The organism is Bacillus mycoides (assembly GCF_018742245.1).
GTDB lineage: Bacteria > Bacillota > Bacilli > Bacillales > Bacillaceae_G > Bacillus_A > Bacillus_A cereus_U.
On the sequence record NZ_CP036132.1, the window covers coordinates 404,545 to 423,588 of the forward strand.

Here is a 19,044-nt window from a genome sequence, read left to right on the forward strand (position 1 = left end):
TATATAAGTATGGTACTGTTTTTTACTTATGAAGAGGTAATCTTGTACGAAATTATAAAAAATCTGTACGAGCTATCTTTTATTGTATTCAATTCATTTTTTGAGGAAGTACTGCTCAACTAATCTATTAAAGGGGTTTTGTTTGTGGAGCAGTTTCCAAATGCGTTTTCGATTACATTACTTGGCAGTGCTGGTGGAGCAGCAAAAGCAGTGTTAGCAATTTTGAATCAAGCGGTAGTAAATGAAAAAGATCCAATTTATGAAGTTATAAAGAATGTGAACTTCCATTTGGTGGATATAAAACAAAAAGATAAAAGTTATTATGAGGAGTTGTTTCCAAATCTGAAAGAGCAATTTTTTTTATATGAAATAAATCTTCAAGATGTAGTCAAATTTAAACAACATTTAAAAGAAAAAAGAACGAAGGTTGTTATTGATGTTTCAGGTGCAGATACGATTAGGGTACTGAGTTGTTGTAATGACCTTGGCATTTGTTATATTAATTCGGCTTTGGAAAATGAGGCGGTAGATCAAGACGATAGTTTACTTGGCTTTCAGCTTACGGAAAGGTATACGAGGTTTGAGAAGGAGAAAGAAACATTTACAAATACAAGAGCGATTATAGGCTCAGGTATGAATCCGGGTGTTGTTCAATGGATGGTTGTTGAACTTATGAAAGAACGTCCAAATGAAAAACCGCGAGCATGCTATATTGTAGAACATGATAATTCATTTTTGGGTGATAAAGGGCTAATAAAACCTCATACACTTTATGCATCATGGGCAGTAGAACGTTTTCTTGATGAAGCGATATGGAGTTATCCTATGTATATGAGTCATCATCGTCCACTTTATTTTTATGAGGATGTATATGCTTCAGAGTATAAAGTAAAGTTAGGTGAAAAAGAATTTTATGGTTGCTTAATGCCGCATGAAGAAGTTTTAATTTTGGGGAAATCCTTTAATATGGAAGTGGGTTTTCTTTATCGGATCAATGAGTATACAACAAACTTAATTAGACAGAACTTAGATAAAGTGGAAGATTTATGGGATTGGAATCGTAAAGTCTTTAATCCAGCAGAAGATGATATTATAGGAGAAGATTTAGTCGGTGTGTTACTCGTTTATGAACATAACGAGACATACATGTATAATGTAATGAATAGTAGCCAAGTTTTTCAAAAATATAAAACAAATGCGACGTACTTTCAAGTAGGGTGTGGAATTTATGCTGGCTTATGTAGTTTACTGTTAGATACTTTTGGACAAGGTGCTTATTATGTAGAAGAATTATTATTAAATACTGAAAGTAAGTATGGGGAATATTTAAATTTATATATGAAGGATTTTGTAGTAGGACATAATAATTTTACAGATGGATTGCTAAATGATAGGGTAAGATGGATATAAATTGTGATTGAAAAGGAAGGAGATGTATCTCCTTCCTTTTAGTATTAGAAGGTTACATGTTGCCCTGAAAGCAATTTCATAATTATAATTTAAAGAGATAATAGTTGAAATGTTTTTTTGGGTATTGATCAAGAGGAGTTTTTATATGAACAAATACAAGAGCTTGATTTATGAAGAAAGAGAAGCTTTAAAAGTATTTATATTATTATTCTATATTATATTTTTTTTATATGACGCTATCTATTATTTCGTTTATCCTGCTATGAATATTAATGAAGCAATGGTAGGGTGGCCAGAAGGTGGTATGGGAATAGGTGTATATATATTAGTAATATCTTTATTTCCTATTTCAATATATCTTCAAAAACAAGGTTATGTATATTTTGTAAAATATTTATTTTTAATTGGGTACATGCTTATTGATCTTATTAATAACTTAATGATTTATTTACACAGTGATCGTGTTTTTGAACAGGGAAATATGGTTGAAATATTTTTAATTTTATTTGCACCGATTTTCGTGAATAGAAAATATTTTTATTTCGTTTCCTGTAGTGTAATTGGAAAATATGTATTTTTTACTTTGATATTACAAGATGTAAAAGTTGTGATTCCGCTTGTATTATGTATATTCTTTTTCATCATTTCGCATTCTTTATTAAAGAGATTTCAATCTTATGTAAGGACAGTTGTTGAGATGATGAACAATATGAAAGAGACAGAAAATTTAGCTGTTATTGGGACTATGTCTACAACAATCGCTCATGAAATTCGAAATCCATTAACAGCTTTAAAAGGATTTACACAAATTCAAAAAGAAAGAAATCTTGAAGATACGATGAGCTATGAGATTATGCTGCAAGAAATTGAGAGAATTAATGAGTTTGTTAGTGAATTGATGTTATTAGGAAAACCGAAGCCAACAAATTATGAAGGGTGTAATATACGGGAAATCCTTTTATATGTTGTGCAGTTAATGGAAAGCTATGCGACTCAATATAAAGTGAAATTTCATTTGCAAGTAGATGGAAATTTACCCGTTATAAATGGTGATGATAAGCAATTAAAACAAGTGTTGCTAAACATCATCAAAAATGGAATTGAATCGATGCCAGAAGGTGGGGATATTCAAATTCACGCATATGAAAAAGTTGGAGAGAACTTGTGTATTTCTGTTGAAGATCAAGGTTTTGGGATAGAAAATGAGAAAATAAAAAAGATCGGAAAAGCTTTTTATACAACAAAAGAGAATGGTACAGGCCTTGGATTAATGATTACATATAAAATTATTGAAGAACATCAAGGGAGTATCGTGATTCAAAGTAGTATGGGGGTAGGAACGAAAGTGGAAATTTATTTACCAACAGTGTAGTACATTAGACGAAATTACTTTTCAGAAAAGTGTTCTTGTTGTGTAAATATAAACATTTTATAAAATGTTTAAAGAAGGGTTTTTTTTATAAAACACTTCGTTTATAATGGAGGAAAATATCGACATAGAGCTTTTAGCTCATGTAACGGTTCGGTAGTGTTATGCAAAGAAAAGTAGGGGTGCACGCGCATCCTTTTTTCTATGCAGATATGATGAAAGGGGTGGTATGATGGAATTAACATTGAATTCAACTGTATGTTTACACACAATTCAATTTCGAAAAGAGAGATTAAATTATATTGTAAAAGATACAATTACAGGAGAAACATATGAAATGCCGCCACTTTGGATTGATGCACTAGCAATGATGCGTGACGGTTTTTCATTGGGAGAAATTGAGGAGAAATTAAAAGAAGAGTATCCGGCCGAAGAAGTAAATATGCTAACATTCACGAGGCAACTGTTAGCGCTAGAACTTGTCGGAATGGTAGATGGAGAAGAGATAGCTTGTACAAAGAAGAAAGATAAAGATTATTTAGCTTGGGTACGTCCAAGGGTGGAACAATTCTTTCTTAACTTAAATAAAAAATATAAAAGCAAAGGTCAAAAGTGATCTTTGCTTTTTTAGTGCAATAAAAAAATAGGTATTCACCCAAATAAAGATTTTCGCATATTGTAGCTTATGTAAGTAGAATGCTGCGAAGGAGTGAGTGCAGTGACAGGGAATGTATTGAATTATTATGCCGGTGGAAATACAGCTAGAGGATTTCACAGCTTATACGAAGAGAATTTGAAGGGGTTAGACAGGTTGTTTATTTTAAAGGGAGGCCCAGGAACGGGAAAATCTTCTTTAATAAAGGCAATAGGGCGTGAATGGGTCGATAAAGGGTATAATATTGAATTTTTACATTGTTCTTCTGACAATAAATCAGTTGATGGTGTGATTATTCCAAAATTAAAAGTAGGGATTGTTGACGGTACATCACCGCACGTTATTGAGCCGAAAATGCCTGGAGTTGTTGAAGAGTATATAAATTTAGGTGTTGCTTGGGACTCAGATAAATTAAGAAAGCAGAAAATAGAGATTGAACGATTTGTTTCAGAAGCAAGCAAAGCCTTTCAAGCAGCTTACGGGTGTTTTAAAGAGGCGCTAATTATACATGATGAGTGGGAGAAAATATATATTAATAACATTGATTTTAATAAAGCAAACGAATTAACAGATCAGCTTGTACAGAAATTATTTGCAGATAAAGGCGGGAAGAAATCAATTGTGAAACATCGTTTCTTAGGGGCTGCTACACCGAAGGGAGCAGTTGATTTCGTTCCTAATTTGACAGAAGGGCTTCCGCATCGCTATTTTATAAAAGGTCGCCCAGGTTCTGGAAAATCAACAATGCTTAAAAAATTAGCTAAGGCAGCAGAAGAAAAAGGTTTTGAAGTAGAAGTGTATCATTGTGGATTTGATCCAAATAGTCTCGATATGATTATTGTAAGGGAGTTAGGATTTGCCATTTTTGATAGCACAGCACCGCATGAGTACTTCCCAAGCCGTGAGGGGGATGAGATTATCGATATGTATGATCTCATTGTTGCACCAGGGACAGATGAAAAATATGCTACGGAAATTCGCGACGTTTCAATTCAGTATAAAACAAAAATGAATGAGGCGATGTCTTTCTTAGCAAAGGCAAAATCAGTTCGTGATAAATTAGAACGAATTTATATTGCCGCTATGGATTTTTCAAAAGTCGATGCATATAAAGAAGAAATCCAAAAAGAGATTGAACGAATTGCAATTACTGTAATTGAAAAGAAAAAATAGGTGTTTTGTTAGGCTGTCGGGAATTTTCTGACAGCTATTTTAGTATGTGGTAAAATTGGTCTTATATTTGTCGAATTTCCAGGGAAATGATCAAAAAATGGGGAGGGTATGAAATGAGAGAGAAAATTGAATTAGAACTAGAACGAATTGAAAAAGAGAATGATGTGAAAATTTTATTCGCTGTAGAATCAGGGAGCCGGGCGTGGGGGTTTCCATCGAAGGATAGTGATTATGATGTTAGGTTTGTTTATATACACCCTGTAGAATGGTACTTATCAATCCATGATAAGCGTGATGTAATCGAATATCCAATTAGTGATGATTTAGACATAAGTGGCTGGGATCTTAAAAAGGCATTGCAACTATTTGCAAAATCTAATCCAGCGTTACTCGAATGGATTAGATCACCGATTTTTTATTCGGAAAACTCGAACCTTCCAGAAGAGCTTCAGCAAATGAGTAAAAAGGATTTTGATCCGAAAGCAACAATATACCATTACTTACATATGGCTTCAAAAAATTATCGTGAATTTTTACAAGGTGAAAATGTAAAGTTGAAAAAGTACTTTTATGTATTACGTCCTATTTTAGCTTGTAAATGGTTAGAGGAGAAATCGACTTTGCCTCCTGTAGAATTTGATCGATTGATTACAGAATTAATATTAGAACGTAGCGTGTTAGATGAAATTGAAAAGTTATTAATAAAGAAAAAAGCAGGTACTGAATTGGACGTTGGATTGAAAATTGAGGTGCTAAATCAATTTTTAGAAGAACAAATTAATTATTATCAGCAATACGTGAAAGGCATTGAAAAGAGATTAGGGATTGATATTGAGAGTTTGAATACATTATTTCGAAATATGTTGTTTGAAGTATATGAAAAAGAGCACAAGTGAGTTTGTGCTCTTTTTTGTGTTTTAGGAGTAAAGAAAACGGCGCTAGTTACGATTAGTCTTACGAAAGGGAGTAAATGAAAATTCACGCTGAATCTGTAATTATTCGTTATCAACTCGTTTTAATGGTTGATCTGCTGGACCTTCCATAACATCCCCATCAATTGAAAAACGGGAACCGTGACAAGGGCAATCCCACGTACAATCACCGTTATTCCATTCAACTTCACAGCCGAGGTGTGTGCAAGTTGTATCGACGATATGTAATTTTCCTTCTTTATCTTTATAAGCACCTGCTCGTTTACCGTTGACATGTACAACAGATCCTTCGCCAACTTCAAGATCTTCTGGCTTACGTAATGCGGTTTCAATTTTTCCTTCAATTAAGTGTTTAGCAACATCAATGTTCTGAGAGAGGAAAGTTTTTATATCTGGATTTGCATGAAAGCGTGATGGTGCAAACAGCTCTTTATATGGACTGTGGACTTTTAGAATGGAGTCCTTCAGTAAATGAGCTGCTGCAGTTCCAGTCGTCATTCCCCATTTACGATATCCAGTTGCCACAAATATATTTGGATTCCTTTCGTTAATATGTCCGATATAAGGAAGCTTATCTAGCGTGATTAAATCTTGTGCTGACCATCTATAGGGAACTTCATCTACTCCAAAAGTTGCTTCAGCAAAAGAATAGAGTGCTTCGTAATGAAGCATCGTATTAATTCCTTGGCCTGTTTTATGGCTCTCTCCGCCAATCAATATCAGCTTTTCTCCATTGCTTGTCGTATAACGTATGGAGCGTTTTGGATCATCGATACTTAAATACATGCCCCCTGGGTAATCCGTTTTTGCTTTTATTGCGAGAGCATAGGAGCGTTCTGCGTACATTCGCGTAAAGAAAAAGCTATTAGCATCATAAAAAGGAAAATGTGAACAAGAGACAATATATTTACAAGTGATGCGATGGTCACCCTTTGTAATTACTTGTGGATAATCTCCTTTTTCCACATCAATAGCTGTTGTTTGCTCATAAACCATTCCGCCCATTTCCACAAACTTTTCTAAAAGTGTTTTTAAATAAAGGAGGGGATGGAATTGCGCTTGATTTTTCATCACAAGTGCAGATTGTACGGGAATAGGAATCGACAGAGATTGAACATAGTCACAAGGTATATTTAATTTTTGATAGGCTTCATATTCTTTCGTTAAATTTCGCAGGCCACTATTGGTAGTTGTATATAAATACGAATCTTCATTTGTGAAATTACAGTCGATTTTATATGTTTGCACAGTATCACTTATGAATTGTAGAGCTTTACTATTTGATTCGTAGTAAAGTTGGGCTTTTTCAACACCAAAATTGTTTATTAATTCATCATAAATAAGATCATGTTGAGCGGTTACTTTTGCGGTTGTATGCCCAGTTGTTCCATTCAAAACAGAACCAGAATCAATTAAAACGACTTTCATTCCTTCTTTAGCGAGTAAATAGGCGGTGGTAATGCCTGTAATACCAGCACCGATAACGGCAACTTCTGTCTTAATATTTTCGGATAAATGAGGAAAAGTAGGCAATTGAGTAGATTCAATCCAATAGGATGATGGTAACTGTGGAAATGTGTCATCTGTCATTTTGGAAACCTCCTAAATTAGAACAATTTTCCTTTTAATATTTCCATATTATATGGAATTCATGTATGTTGTTTTCGTAGCGTTCTATTTTATTAAATGAAAGATAAAATTATTTTAATATAATTATTTATTAGGGGCAGTATGAAGAAGTAGGATTTATATAAAGCTAAATTCAAATGATTACATTTGTTGATTACATAGAGAGTTCTTGAATAAGATAGAGTCTGTGTTGTTTAAGTGTATGTGTGTATATAGCGGATAAAGCCTTATGAAATCTATGCTTTTTCTTTAGTGAAATAAAGTATAATTATAAAAATATAACCAACTTTTATTACTAGGTCATAAAAGTTGTTGACAATATAGAAATTCTATTGTTATGATTCATCATGTGGAAAGGTTGATAGAGAGTAAAAAGAGAAATGTTTTTCATTGATAATAAAAGCGGAAAAATAAGTGACGATAGAGTGAGTATATTTTCCTTATGATAAATGCTTTTTGGAGCACTTAGTAAAATCAATCTGGAAGCAAGAATCAATATATGCAAGTTGCGCAGGGCGCGGCATAAGAAAGGGGCAAAAGGATGAAGGAGCTTCATACGTTTGGGTGGTATGCAGCGCGTGTATCACCACATTTGCCGAAAAAAGCATTTAAACCAGTTCCTACTCGTTTATTTGGTGGACTGGCTTATTTACTCGTGGCATTGGCTGGTTTAATAACGATCGGTGTATTTGAATTGAATGTGTGGGTAAATCTAGGAATTGCAATTGTTCTTGGATTATGTTTTGCTTCACTTGGATTTTTAGGACATGAAATTTTACACGGAACAGTTGTAAGGAAGGCATGGCTTCGTGATTTTTTAGGTGCGATAGCATTTATGCCATTATCAACTGGTCCAAAACTTTGGAGAAAGTGGCATAATGCAACGCATCATGTTCATACACAGCATGAAGAGAATGATCCAGATGCATGGCCGACATTTGAGAAACTGAAAAAGAGTAAGTTTTTGAGTTGGGTATATCGCATGCCTCTTCATGTACGTTCATTCTTTAGTTTTCTGTCACTAACAATTCAATTTACGTTACATTCGACTCGAATGTTCTTTCATTTTATAAAAGAATTTAAGTCATCCAATCAAAAATCTGTATGGCTACAACTTCTTTTGCCCTGGACAGTTTGGATTAGTTTATTATTTATTATGGGACCTGCAAAGTGGTTCTTTGCATACGTGATTCCGTTGTTAATTGCTAACTTTATTGTAATGGCGTATATCGCAACAAATCACCGCTTAAATCCAATTGTTCCAGTAAATGATCCGTTAGCAAACTGTTTATCAGTAACAGTGCCGCGCTGGATAGACGTTTTACATTTCAATTTCTCATACCATACAGAACATCATCTGTTTCCTGCTATGAGTTCTAAATACTATCCATTAGTAAAAGATAAAATTAAAGAAATGTGGCCGGAACGCTATCACGAAATGCCGATGACAAAAGCATTGGCAGCACTTTGGAATACACCACGTGTGTATTATCACGGAAGTGAATTAGTTGATCCGCATAGGGAGCATTTCTATGGTTCTTTAGGAAATGGATTGGATCCTCATAATATTTCATATCGTGAGGAACATATAGAGGAAAAAGAGACTATAAAAAAAGCAAATCAATAATAGATATATTTTATGATGAAAAAGCAAGCTCTTTTAGAGCTTGCTTTTTGTTATAAAGAAACTTCTTTCTTGTTCTTTGTCTTGACTTGGACAGAGTTATTTTCTTTCCGTTGTAGTCGTTTTTCTAGAAGACTAACAAGATAAGTAAATAGAAGAACTAGTGCGAGATAGTATACACCAACAATGATATATGTATCTAATTGCTGGAAGTTACCTGCGGCAATTGATAAACCGGATCCCCATAATTCGGACATTCCTACATAAGCGACAAGTGAAGAATCTTTTAATCCAATAATAAATTGGTTCCCTAGAGGGGGAAGAGATAGACGAAATGCTTGTGGTAATATAATCCGGCGCATCGCTAAAGGGTAAGGCATCCCTAAAGAGCGAGCAGCTTCTAATTGTCCACGGTCAACGGATTGAATTGATCCGCGGAAAATTTCAGTAATATATGCACCGTTATGAATTGCTAAAGCAATTGCTCCTGCCCAAAAAGGGGTAAAAACAACAACGGATGTAATCCCAAAATAGAGAATGGCAATTTGAACAATTAAAGGTGTACCACGAATAATGGCGATGTATACATGAGCAATACTATTTAAAACCTTATTGTTAGAGATTCGAAAGAAAGCGACTAGTAATCCAATTAGTGAACCGAGTAATAGGGATGTTAATGTTAATTGTAATGTGACAATAGTAGCCTTTAAGAGTGTGGGATAGGTAGAGATAAAAATTTCAAACATATGTGTCACCTCATATTGTATGGATTTTAGTAGGGAATGAAATGCCCCACATAAAAAGTGGGGCATGATTTATGAAATCTTTGAATAGCCAACTTACTTTGTTTTTGCCTCGTCTCCAAGAATATTACGCCCAAACCATTTCTTACTAATCTTTTCATACGTGCCGTCTTTAATGATTTCATCTAGCGCTTTATTTACCTTTTCGACCATGTCTTTATTGTCTTTATGAATAGCAATTCCCATTTCATCAAGGTTTAACGGTTTTCCAGCTTCTTTTATATTTGATTTACCTTCTTTAATCATACGAAGACCAACCATTTGATCAGTAATAACTGCGTCTACACGTCCTGGTTCTAAGTCCATAAGTGCAGTAATATCACTATCATATTCTGTAATTTGATCTGTATGTTTTGCAACAAGGGTTTTGAAAGTACTTGCTTTTACAACACCTATTTTTTTACCTTTCAAGTCCTCTGGAGAAGAGATAGATGTATTCTTTTTAGCTACAAAAATTTGTGCACCAGAGCGATAATATGGATTTGAGAAATTCACGGCTTTTAATCGCTCTTCTGTAATAGCCATACTTCCTAATATCACATCATATTTTTTTGATTGTAGACCTTGAATCAATGTTTCCCAAGGATTTGTAACAGGAACGGGTTTCATTCCCATCTTTTTCCCGAGAGCTTCACCTATTTCTACATCAAAACCGACAAGTTTCCCGTCATTTTCTTTATAGTTAAAAGGTTTGTATAAACCACTCATCGCATAACGAAATTCATTTTTACCATTAGATGAAGTAGTAGAGCTTTCCTTACTACAGGCTCCTAGTATGAAGGATGTACATAATGTAATACTCGCAACAATGGTTAATAGTTTTCTTTTCATAAAACCCCTCCTATATATTGATCATACGGATTGTTTTCAATATGTTATGGAGATATTTTATTTGGATAATTAGTTGTGCCCCGTATGAATGCATTTCTTTATGTTTGAAACAGAAGTTACATTATAAAACGTTGCGTAAGAATTGCTTTGCCCGTTCATGCGATGGAGCGGAAAAAAATTGCGCTGGCGAAGCATCCTCTACAATTTTCCCGTCATCCATAAAGATAACGCGGTCAGCTACATCTCTTGCAAAATTCATTTCATGAGTAACAATGACCATTGTCATTCCTTCTTCAGCAAGTTCTTTCATAACTTGCAACACTTCTCCAACAAGTTCAGGGTCTAAAGCTGAGGTAGGTTCATCAAATAGCATAATTTTAGGATTCATGGCAAGAGCTCGTGCAATCGCAATTCGTTGTTTTTGACCACCGGAAAGAAGGTGGGGAGTTACATCTGCTTTATCTTGTAGGCCGACTTTTTGTAGGAGTTGATTTCCAATCTCCTTTGCATTTGCTGTCTCCAATTTTTTTACGTGAATAGGTGCTTCTATGATGTTTTCTAGTGAGGTCATATGAGGAAAGAGGTTAAAGTGCTGAAAAACCATACCGACATTTTCACGGACTTTGTTTAAATTTGAATGCTTTGGATCAATTCGCTCACCTTGTAAGTGAATTTCACCTTCATCGTACATTTCTAAAAAGTTAAGACAGCGAAGTAATGTACTTTTGCCGGAACCACTGGCACCGATTAAAACAACAACTTCTTTTTCTTTTACTTCTAAATCAATTCCTTTTAAAACATCAAGTGATCCGAATGATTTTACTAGATTTCGAACTTGAATCATACAAAACCCCCAGTCAAAAATATATTTACAAATGTTGCCCCGTATTTCTGTTATTAGTCATAAATTGTCAGAATCCTTTATTTTTTTCGGGGGATTTGATATTCAAGGGAATAATGATTTTAAAAATCCCTATATCTTTCTATAACGAAAATATGGATAATAATATATAGGCAGTACATATATTGCTTATAAAAAGGGGGAAGAAGAGATGGAAAAAGAAAGGAAAACATTTTCCTTTGGCTTACGTACACAACTTATGCTATTCACTACAGTTTTAGCTTTCATTACATATTCAACAAGCTTATTTTTTATTTACGTTATATATGATTATTTTCAAATTTATGTAAGTCGAACTGTTTATAATATTATCGTTATGTTATTAGGTGTAGTATGGTCTGGAATTTTAGCGTATGGAGCAGCAATATTTTTAATTAAACCACTTCGAAAGTTGGAGGAAGCTGCAAGGAAAGCGGCTGATGGTGATATTGGTGAAGATGTCCCGTTGCCAAAAGTAGATGATGAGATTAAATCTTTAAGTGTTGCATTTAATATGATGCTAGGGAACTTAAGGGGCATGGTAAAAAATATTGATACTACATTTTCGTATACAAATAATCAAGTTCAGCAAATTAGAAAACAAACAGGGGAAGCGACGAAGCAAGCACAAGGTGTATCTGAGACCCTTGCAGAGATTTCTTTCGGCGCGGAGCAATCAGCAGCATCGATTCAGGCGATTGTTTCTACTGTTGATACAACAACTTCTATTGCAAGTGAAGTAGAAGAAAAGGCGAAACAGTCTGATGACTTGTCTTCAGAAATGGTTCAAGCTTTAGGACAAAGTACACGTGTCTTTAATTCTTTAATTCAAGGTATTCAAACATTGGCGAAAGAAAATGAAGATTCGATGCGAAATGTACAACAGTTAGAAGAACGAATGAAACAAGTTGAACATATTGTTTCTGTTGTGAGTGAGATTGCTAGCCAAACCAATTTATTAGCACTCAACGCCTCTATTGAGGCAGCTCGTGCAGGAGAACATGGAAGAGGCTTTGCGGTTGTAGCAGAAGAAGTACGTAAACTTGCTGATGAAAGTGATCATTCGGCAAGAAACATATCGCAGTTATTACGGAATATGCAAGATGAAGTGCAACAAGTCGCGATGAAAATGACCGAGCAAGTGAAAAAAGCTAAAGAAGAGGCGAAACGCGGGGAAGCTACAGAATTAATTTTAAAAGAAATGTCATCAAGTATTATGGAAGTAGCCGATGCAACCAAGCAAATTAGTAGTTATATGAATGAACAAGTGAGTCACATTCATCAAACAGGAGCACAAACAAAGGCTGTAGCAGCAATTGCTGAGGAAACGTCAGCTGGTTCACAAGAAGTGACACGTGTAACGAGACAACAATCTAAAAACATGGTGATAATCGATCGATTATTAAAGGATTTAGAGAAGCAAGCAGCTGATTTGAAACAAACGATTGAACGATTTTCAATGTAAAAAGGAAGAACAGAATTCTGTTCTTCCTTTTTACGTATGGAAAGGAGGAATGCTTTGTTGAAAACGAAAAACATTACAAGGGTCATATACTGTCTTCACTTTACGCAACCTTTGAAAATTAGAGCCATAATAACTAGTTTGCCAATTTTTTATGTCGATATCGGGCCAATTTACATAGTCTCCCAGTGTGTAAGGATCTAAGCTTTCCCGTAAATCTTTAACCCAGCGTATATTTCGGTTTTCTTCATCGTTGCATTTCCAAGAAGTAATATATTCTTGAGCAATAATTGCCTTGCGGTGGAAATAAGCTGTTTCATTAGGGGAAATGTTTTCTACAGCACCTACGAGTGATTGGTGCCAAATACTCGCATCTTTATTTGGTGCATGCGAAAGAAAATGTTGCATGATTTGAATGCCTTTAAGGGGAATCGTTTTATATACATAGGAACCAGAGCGCTTAAATTTTTCAGGGATATTACCACTATTAAAGAATTGAACAGCCTTTATATAAGGAACTTCATCTATAAAGAGAGAGGGGTTACCAGTTTCAAGAAGAGGAAATAATAGAGGATAGAGTTCAGAGGGAGAGCCAACAAATTCACCTTTCACCTCGATTTTATTTCGTTGTTTGGAGAATAATTCAATTGATGAAGTGAGACGTTCATCTATATAAGGTGCCCAGTTTTGCCAAGCTTGAAATGCAGCAATAAAGTCTTCCCATTCCCATGTAAGCGAGAAAATTGAGACGTTTTTTATAGGATGGACTCGAAAAGTTAAGGAAGTAACAATCCCGAAATTCCCACCCCCACCGCCGCGGCATGCCCAAAAAAGGTTAGGGTTTTCTTGTTCATTTGCACGAATGAGTTTTGCACCAAATTTTCCGCACGCTTGTACCATTTCGACTTCTAATAATTGATCACATGTTAGTCCAAATAAGCGTGAAAGCATGCCGATGCCACCACCAAGTGTTAATCCAACGATACCAACACTTGCACTTGTGCCAGCTGCTATTGTAACACCGTATTTCCAAAGTTCTTTATAAACAGTGCCAAGATTTGCACCCGCTTCAATTGTTGCTGTTAATTTATCTGTATTGACAGTAATGCGATGCATTTCACTCACATCAATAATAAGTCCTCTATTTAAAAGAGAAAAATTTTCATAGCTATGGCGTCCGCTTCTTAAGCGAAATGGTATATGACGTTCACGAGCCCATTTTAAGGCGTTACACACATCATTTTTATTTTGACAAAAAACAATAATGCAAGGGAGTTTTGGAATACTTAAATTTAAATTTATTCGAGCTACGTCATATTCAGGATCTGAAGGAACGACGATACGACCAGTTAATTTTGTTTGTTTCAATTTATATCTCCTTTCTGAAATAATATGAGCTTGTATTAGTATATGAAGAGTATATTTAACACGCATGGACGAGAAGAGGAGAAGGATTAGATTTATTCCGTTATTTGCCAAGCAGTAAGACAATCCGGCTGAAGCAAGAAGGTAGGGCTGCTCGTAAAAGTCCGATTGGTAAGGGCTAATTATCAGTGGGGAATGGACACCCCCCACTGATTAAAGTTTCATTTTACCTTTGCGAGAAATAAATAAAGCATAAGAATAAGGAATCTACATGGAGTTCAATGAAAACAGTTGCAAACTCTCTATATTTTGTTATGATAGTGTTACGAAAACGTTTGCATAAAAAATAGAGATGCAAAAGGAGAGAGTTATTATGAAGAAAACATGGTGGAAAGAAGCAGTTGCTTATCAAATTTATCCACGTAGCTTTATGGATTCAAATGGTGATGGTATTGGAGATTTACAAGGTATTATTGCAAAACTGGATTATTTAAAAGATTTAGGTATAGATGTAATTTGGATTTGTCCAATGTATAAGTCACCTAATGATGATAATGGTTATGATATTAGTGATTATCAAGACATTATGGATGAGTTTGGTACAATGGCAGATTTTGATGCTTTACTAGATGAAGTTCATAAGCGTGATATGAAGCTTATTATTGATTTAGTTATTAATCATACAAGTGATGAACATCCATGGTTTATTGAATCGCGTTCATCTAAAGACAATCCGAAGCGTGATTGGTATATTTGGCATGATGGTAAAGATGGTGCGGAACCAAACAACTGGGAAAGTATTTTTAATGGTTCGGCATGGGAATACGATGAAGTAACAGGACAATATTATTTACATTTATTCTCACGTAAACAACCAGATTTAAACTGGGAGAATAAAGAAGTTCGCGAAGTATTATACGATACGGTTAATTGGTGGCTTGATAAAGGAATTGATGGTTTCCGTGTGGATGCGATCAGTCATATTAAGAAAGAAGATGACCTCAAGGATATGCCAAATCCAAAAGAATTAAAATATGTGCCATCTTTTGATAAACATATGAATGTGGATGGTATTCAACCTTTATTAGAAGAGTTAAAAGAAAATACATTTTCTAAGTACGATATTATGACTGTTGGTGAAGCTAATGGCGTTAAAATTGAAGATGCTGAGCTTTGGGTTGGAGAAGAGCAAGGTAAATTCAATATGGTATTCCAGTTCGAGCATTTAAGCTTATGGGATGCAGAAAAGAAGAAAGATCTTGATGTTGTAGGGTTGAAAAAGGTATTAACGAAATGGCAAAAAGGATTAGAAAATAAAGGATGGAATGCTTTATACATTGAGAATCACGATAAACCACGTATCGTTTCAACGTGGGGAGATGATAAACAATATTGGCGTGAAAGTGCAACAGCTCTAGGAGCGATGTATTTCTTTATGCACGGTACACCATTTATTTATCAAGGACAAGAAATTGGTATGACAAATGTTCAGTTACCAAATATTGAAGATTACGATGATGTAGCAATTAAAAATTTATATCGCGAGAAAATTGCAGAGGGCGTATCACATCAAGATATGATGGAAATTATATGGGCTTCTTGCCGCGATAATTCACGTACACCTATGCAGTGGAACGATGAGATGAATGCTGGTTTCACAACAAGTACACCTTGGTTTGGCATGAATCCAAATTACAAAGAAATTAATGTTGAAAAGCAAAAAAATGAAGAAAAGTCTATTTTCAATTTCTATAAGAAAATGATTGCCTTGAAAAAAGAGCACGATGTATTGAACTACGGTACGTACGATTTACTTTTAGAAGATGATCCACAAATTTATGCGTATACACGTACGTTACAGGATGAAAAAGTCATTGTAATTAGTAATATCTCAAAAGAGGAAGCTGTGTATAATGAGAGTTTATTTGCATTAGAACGCAAACGTTTGCTTTTAAATAACTATGAAGTTGCGGAACATGAACAAATAACTACAATCACGTTAAAACCTTATGAAGCAAGGGTTTATCGCATTTTATAATGAAAAAGGATGCTCCTTGAGCATCTTTTTTTATGAAAAAAAATAAATTTCTATTGCAATGTGAAAACGCTTTTATTAAAATAGATTTATGAAAACGGTTGCGTAAAGAGGAGAAGTAACATAAGGAATCGTTTTCATAAGAGAAACAGAAATTATAATTTAAATCATTATGTTGTTATAAATAAAGGGGAGGAAGAACAGATGAAAATTACGTCTTTTGATTTTTGGCAAAAGTTCGGGAAGGCATTATTAGTTGTTGTAGCTGTAATGCCAGCAGCGGGCTTAATGATTTCGATCGGTAAGTTAATTGGGATGTCTGCTGGGGATATTAACGCAGTTCATACAATTGCTCGAGTAATGGAAGACATCGGTTGGGCAATTATTACAAATCTACACATTTTATTCGCAGTAGCAATTGGGGGATCTTGGGCGAAGGATCGCGCAGGTGGTGCATTTGCAGCACTATTAGCATTCGTCTTAACAAACAGAATTACAGGAGCTATCTTTGGCGTAAACGCTCAAATGTTAGCGGATTCAAAAGCGACAGTTTCTTCATCATTAGCAGGTGATTTACTTGTAAAAGATTATTTCACTTCTGTACTTGGTGCACCAGCATTAAACATGGGAGTGTTCGTAGGGATTATCACAGGTTTCTTAGGAGCTACTTTATATAACAAATACTACAATTATAATAAACTGCCACAGGCACTAGCATTCTTTAATGGAAAACGATTCGTACCATTCGTTGTAATTGTATGGTCTACAGTCACTGCGATTGTATTATCACTTGTATGGCCATTTATCCAAAGTGGATTAAATGAATTTGGTCGCTGGATTGCAGCATCTAAAGACAGTGCACCAGTTGTTGCACCGTTTGTATACGGAACGTTAGAACGTTTATTATTACCGTTTGGATTACATCATATGTTAACGATTCCGATGAACTACACAGAGCTAGGCGGAACATATACGATGTTAACTGGTTCAAAAGTTGGACAAATTGTAGCAGGACAAGATCCATTATGGCTTGCATGGATTACAGATTTAAATAACTTATTAGCAAATGGAGATACGAAAGCATATAACGACTTATTAAATAACGTTGTACCAGCTCGTTTCAAAGCTGGACAAGTTATCGGCTCAACAGCAGCGTTAATGGGGATTGCATTTGCGATGTTCCGTAATGTTGATAAAGAAAAACGTGCAAAATATAAACCAATGTTCTTATCAGCTGCATTAGCAGTATTCTTAACAGGTGTAACAGAACCAATTGAATTCATGTTCATGTTTATTGCACCAGTATTATATGTTGTGTATGCAATTACAACAGGACTTGCATTTGCATTAGCAGATTTAATTGATTTACGTGTTCATGCATTTGGATTTATTGAGTTAATTACACGTACACCAATGATGGTCAATGCAGGATTAACAAGAGACCTAATTAACTTTGTCATTGTTTCATTAGTATTCTTCGGTCTTAACTTTACGTTATTCAATTTCTTAATTAAAAAATTCAATTTACCAACACCAGGGCGTGCAGGTAACTATATTGATAATGAAGATGAGTCATCAGAAGGAACAGGAAATGTACAAGACGGTTCATTAGCAACAAAAGTTATTGATTTATTGGGCGGAAAAGATAATATTGCTGACGTAGATGCTTGTATGACACGTTTACGTGTAACAGTAAAAGATTTAGATGTTGTTGCACCAGAAGCAAAATGGAAACAAAATGGTGCTTTAGGACTTATTGTTAAAGATAAAGGTGTACAAGCCGTATATGGCCCGAAAGCTGACGTATTAAAGTCAGACATTCAAGATATGTTAGGTGCGTAATAATATGAAATTGCTAACTTTAAATTGTCACTCTTGGCAAGAAGAGAATCAAATTGAAAAAATAAAGTATCTTGCTAAAGCAATTCAAGAAGAAGATTATGATGTGATCGCATTGCAAGAAGTAAGTCAGTCTATACAAGCTGAAAATGTATGCGGTAACAAGAAAAAAGATAATTTTGGACTTTTACTGCTAGAAGAGTTAAGAGCATTAAATGTAAAAGAATACAATATTATTTGGGATTTCTCTCATATTGGATATGATGTGTACGAAGAAGGATTAGCAATTATAACAAAGCACAACATTGTAAAGGAAGATACGTTCTTTGTCTCAGAAAATAAGGATACAACGTATTGGAAAACACGCAAAATTGTAAGTGCAACAATTGCTTATAATGATAAGAATATAACGTTTTATTCTTGCCATCTCGGTTGGTGGAATGATGAAGAAGAATCATTCAAAGACCAAGTTGATCGTTTAATGGAGCGTGTAAATAGCAATGAACTTTCCTTCTTAATGGGTGATTTTAATAACAATGCTCGTTTGGAAGGAGAGGGTTATGAGTATACGATGCAAAAAGGTTTATATGACACATATGAACTAGCGATAGAGAAGGATGAAGGAACAACTGTCCAAGGAGAGATTGCTGGTTGGGATGAAAATAAACAAAACTTACGAATCGACCTAATATTAAGCAATCAAAGTAAAACAGTTAATTCTTCAAAAGTCATTTTTAATGGAACAAATCGAAATGTAATTTCTGATCATTTCGGTGTAGAAGTACAATTAGATATATAATAGAAGAAACCCTCACAGATAATGAAAAGCTGGGAGGGTTTTTTGATAAATACAAGTATTCCCAAGAGAAAATACTTGTATTTTTTATGACATTTCCTATATATTTGTTATTATTGAATGTAAAACTAATTTGGTCATTTTGTATGCATACTTTTTTTACTTCGTTATATAATGAAGTAAGTGAAATATTTAATGGGAAAAATAGTATGTTTTCGTTTAATCCACGATGTAGAAAGTG

At 34.6% G+C, this 19,044-nt stretch carries 14 protein-coding genes and 2 pseudogenes; 11 read left to right on the forward strand and 5 right to left on the reverse strand.

Annotation, left to right across the window (positions count from 1 at the left end; genetic code table 11):
- Positions 1-144: 144 nt before the first annotated feature.
- The 5 genes from EXW56_RS02095 (at position 145) to EXW56_RS02115 (ending at position 5,503) form a co-directional block, all read left to right on the forward strand.
- Positions 145-1,410, forward strand: a complete 1,266-nt coding sequence (locus tag EXW56_RS02095) for an S-adenosylmethionine decarboxylase related protein (protein ID WP_098988253.1) — start codon at positions 145-147, stop codon at positions 1,408-1,410.
- 145 nt (positions 1,411-1,555) lie between these two features.
- The gene (locus EXW56_RS02100; RefSeq protein ID WP_002201924.1) at positions 1,556-2,782 is read left to right on the forward strand and encodes an ATP-binding protein; all 1,227 of its coding nucleotides are present in this window, start codon (positions 1,556-1,558) and stop codon (positions 2,780-2,782) included.
- A 229-nt stretch (positions 2,783-3,011) separates the two neighbouring features.
- Positions 3,012-3,395 carry a hypothetical protein gene (locus tag EXW56_RS02105; RefSeq protein ID WP_002201923.1) on the forward strand — a complete coding sequence of 128 codons (384 nt, stop codon included), beginning with the start codon at positions 3,012-3,014 and terminating at the stop codon, positions 3,393-3,395.
- Between the two features lie 102 nt (positions 3,396-3,497).
- Complete coding sequence (locus tag EXW56_RS02110; protein WP_002201922.1) at positions 3,498-4,607, forward strand: PRK06851 family protein; 1,110 nt, start codon at positions 3,498-3,500, stop codon at positions 4,605-4,607.
- A gap of 113 nt (positions 4,608-4,720) precedes the next feature.
- Positions 4,721-5,503: a nucleotidyltransferase domain-containing protein gene (locus EXW56_RS02115; protein WP_002201921.1), complete on the forward strand. Its 783-nt coding sequence runs from the start codon at positions 4,721-4,723 to the stop codon at positions 5,501-5,503.
- 99 nt (positions 5,504-5,602) lie between these two features.
- Here EXW56_RS02115 and EXW56_RS02120 read toward each other — a convergent pair whose 3' ends face one another.
- Positions 5,603-7,129, reverse strand: coding sequence for an FAD-dependent oxidoreductase (locus tag EXW56_RS02120; RefSeq protein WP_002201920.1), 1,527 nt, complete (start codon positions 7,127-7,129; stop codon positions 5,603-5,605).
- A gap of 580 nt (positions 7,130-7,709) precedes the next feature.
- Here EXW56_RS02120 and EXW56_RS02125 point away from each other — a divergent pair.
- Positions 7,710-8,795, forward strand: a complete 1,086-nt coding sequence (locus EXW56_RS02125) for a Delta(10) desaturase DesB (RefSeq protein WP_002113620.1) — start codon at positions 7,710-7,712, stop codon at positions 8,793-8,795.
- 50 nt (positions 8,796-8,845) lie between these two features.
- Here EXW56_RS02125 and EXW56_RS02130 read toward each other — a convergent pair whose 3' ends face one another.
- From EXW56_RS02130 to EXW56_RS02140, 3 genes are all read right to left on the reverse strand, one after another.
- The gene (locus EXW56_RS02130; RefSeq protein ID WP_002113621.1) at positions 8,846-9,538 is read right to left on the reverse strand and encodes an amino acid ABC transporter permease; all 693 of its coding nucleotides are present in this window, start codon (positions 9,536-9,538) and stop codon (positions 8,846-8,848) included.
- 93 nt (positions 9,539-9,631) lie between these two features.
- Positions 9,632-10,426, reverse strand: a complete 795-nt coding sequence (locus EXW56_RS02135) for an ABC transporter substrate-binding protein (RefSeq protein ID WP_002113622.1) — start codon at positions 10,424-10,426, stop codon at positions 9,632-9,634.
- Positions 10,427-10,547: 121 nt separating this feature from the next.
- A complete protein-coding gene (locus EXW56_RS02140) occupies positions 10,548-11,270 on the reverse strand; it encodes an amino acid ABC transporter ATP-binding protein (protein ID WP_002113623.1) in 723 nt (240 codons plus the stop codon).
- Between the two features lie 373 nt (positions 11,271-11,643).
- Between EXW56_RS02140 and EXW56_RS28040 the strand changes: the two are divergent.
- Positions 11,644-11,829, forward strand: a pseudogene (locus EXW56_RS28040) (HAMP domain-containing protein); the annotation flags it as partial.
- A gap of 360 nt (positions 11,830-12,189) precedes the next feature.
- Positions 12,190-12,771 (forward strand): annotated as a pseudogene (locus EXW56_RS28045) (methyl-accepting chemotaxis protein); the annotation flags it as partial.
- A 30-nt stretch (positions 12,772-12,801) separates the two neighbouring features.
- Here EXW56_RS28045 and EXW56_RS02150 read toward each other — a convergent pair.
- On the reverse strand, positions 12,802-14,136 hold the full coding sequence (locus tag EXW56_RS02150) for an FAD-binding oxidoreductase (RefSeq protein WP_002201918.1): 1,335 nt from the start codon (positions 14,134-14,136) through the stop codon (positions 12,802-12,804).
- Between the two features lie 370 nt (positions 14,137-14,506).
- Here EXW56_RS02150 and EXW56_RS02155 point away from each other — a divergent pair, with 370 nt between their 5' ends.
- From EXW56_RS02155 to EXW56_RS02165, 3 genes are all read left to right on the forward strand, one after another.
- Complete coding sequence (locus EXW56_RS02155) at positions 14,507-16,171, forward strand: glycoside hydrolase family 13 protein (protein ID WP_215557874.1); 1,665 nt, start codon at positions 14,507-14,509, stop codon at positions 16,169-16,171.
- A gap of 201 nt (positions 16,172-16,372) precedes the next feature.
- A complete protein-coding gene (locus tag EXW56_RS02160) occupies positions 16,373-18,010 on the forward strand; it encodes a PTS transporter subunit IIBC (protein ID WP_002113631.1) in 1,638 nt (545 codons plus the stop codon).
- 4 nt (positions 18,011-18,014) lie between these two features.
- Positions 18,015-18,806: an endonuclease/exonuclease/phosphatase family protein gene (locus tag EXW56_RS02165; RefSeq protein ID WP_002113634.1), complete on the forward strand. Its 792-nt coding sequence runs from the start codon at positions 18,015-18,017 to the stop codon at positions 18,804-18,806.
- Positions 18,807-19,044: the final 238 nt, after the last annotated feature.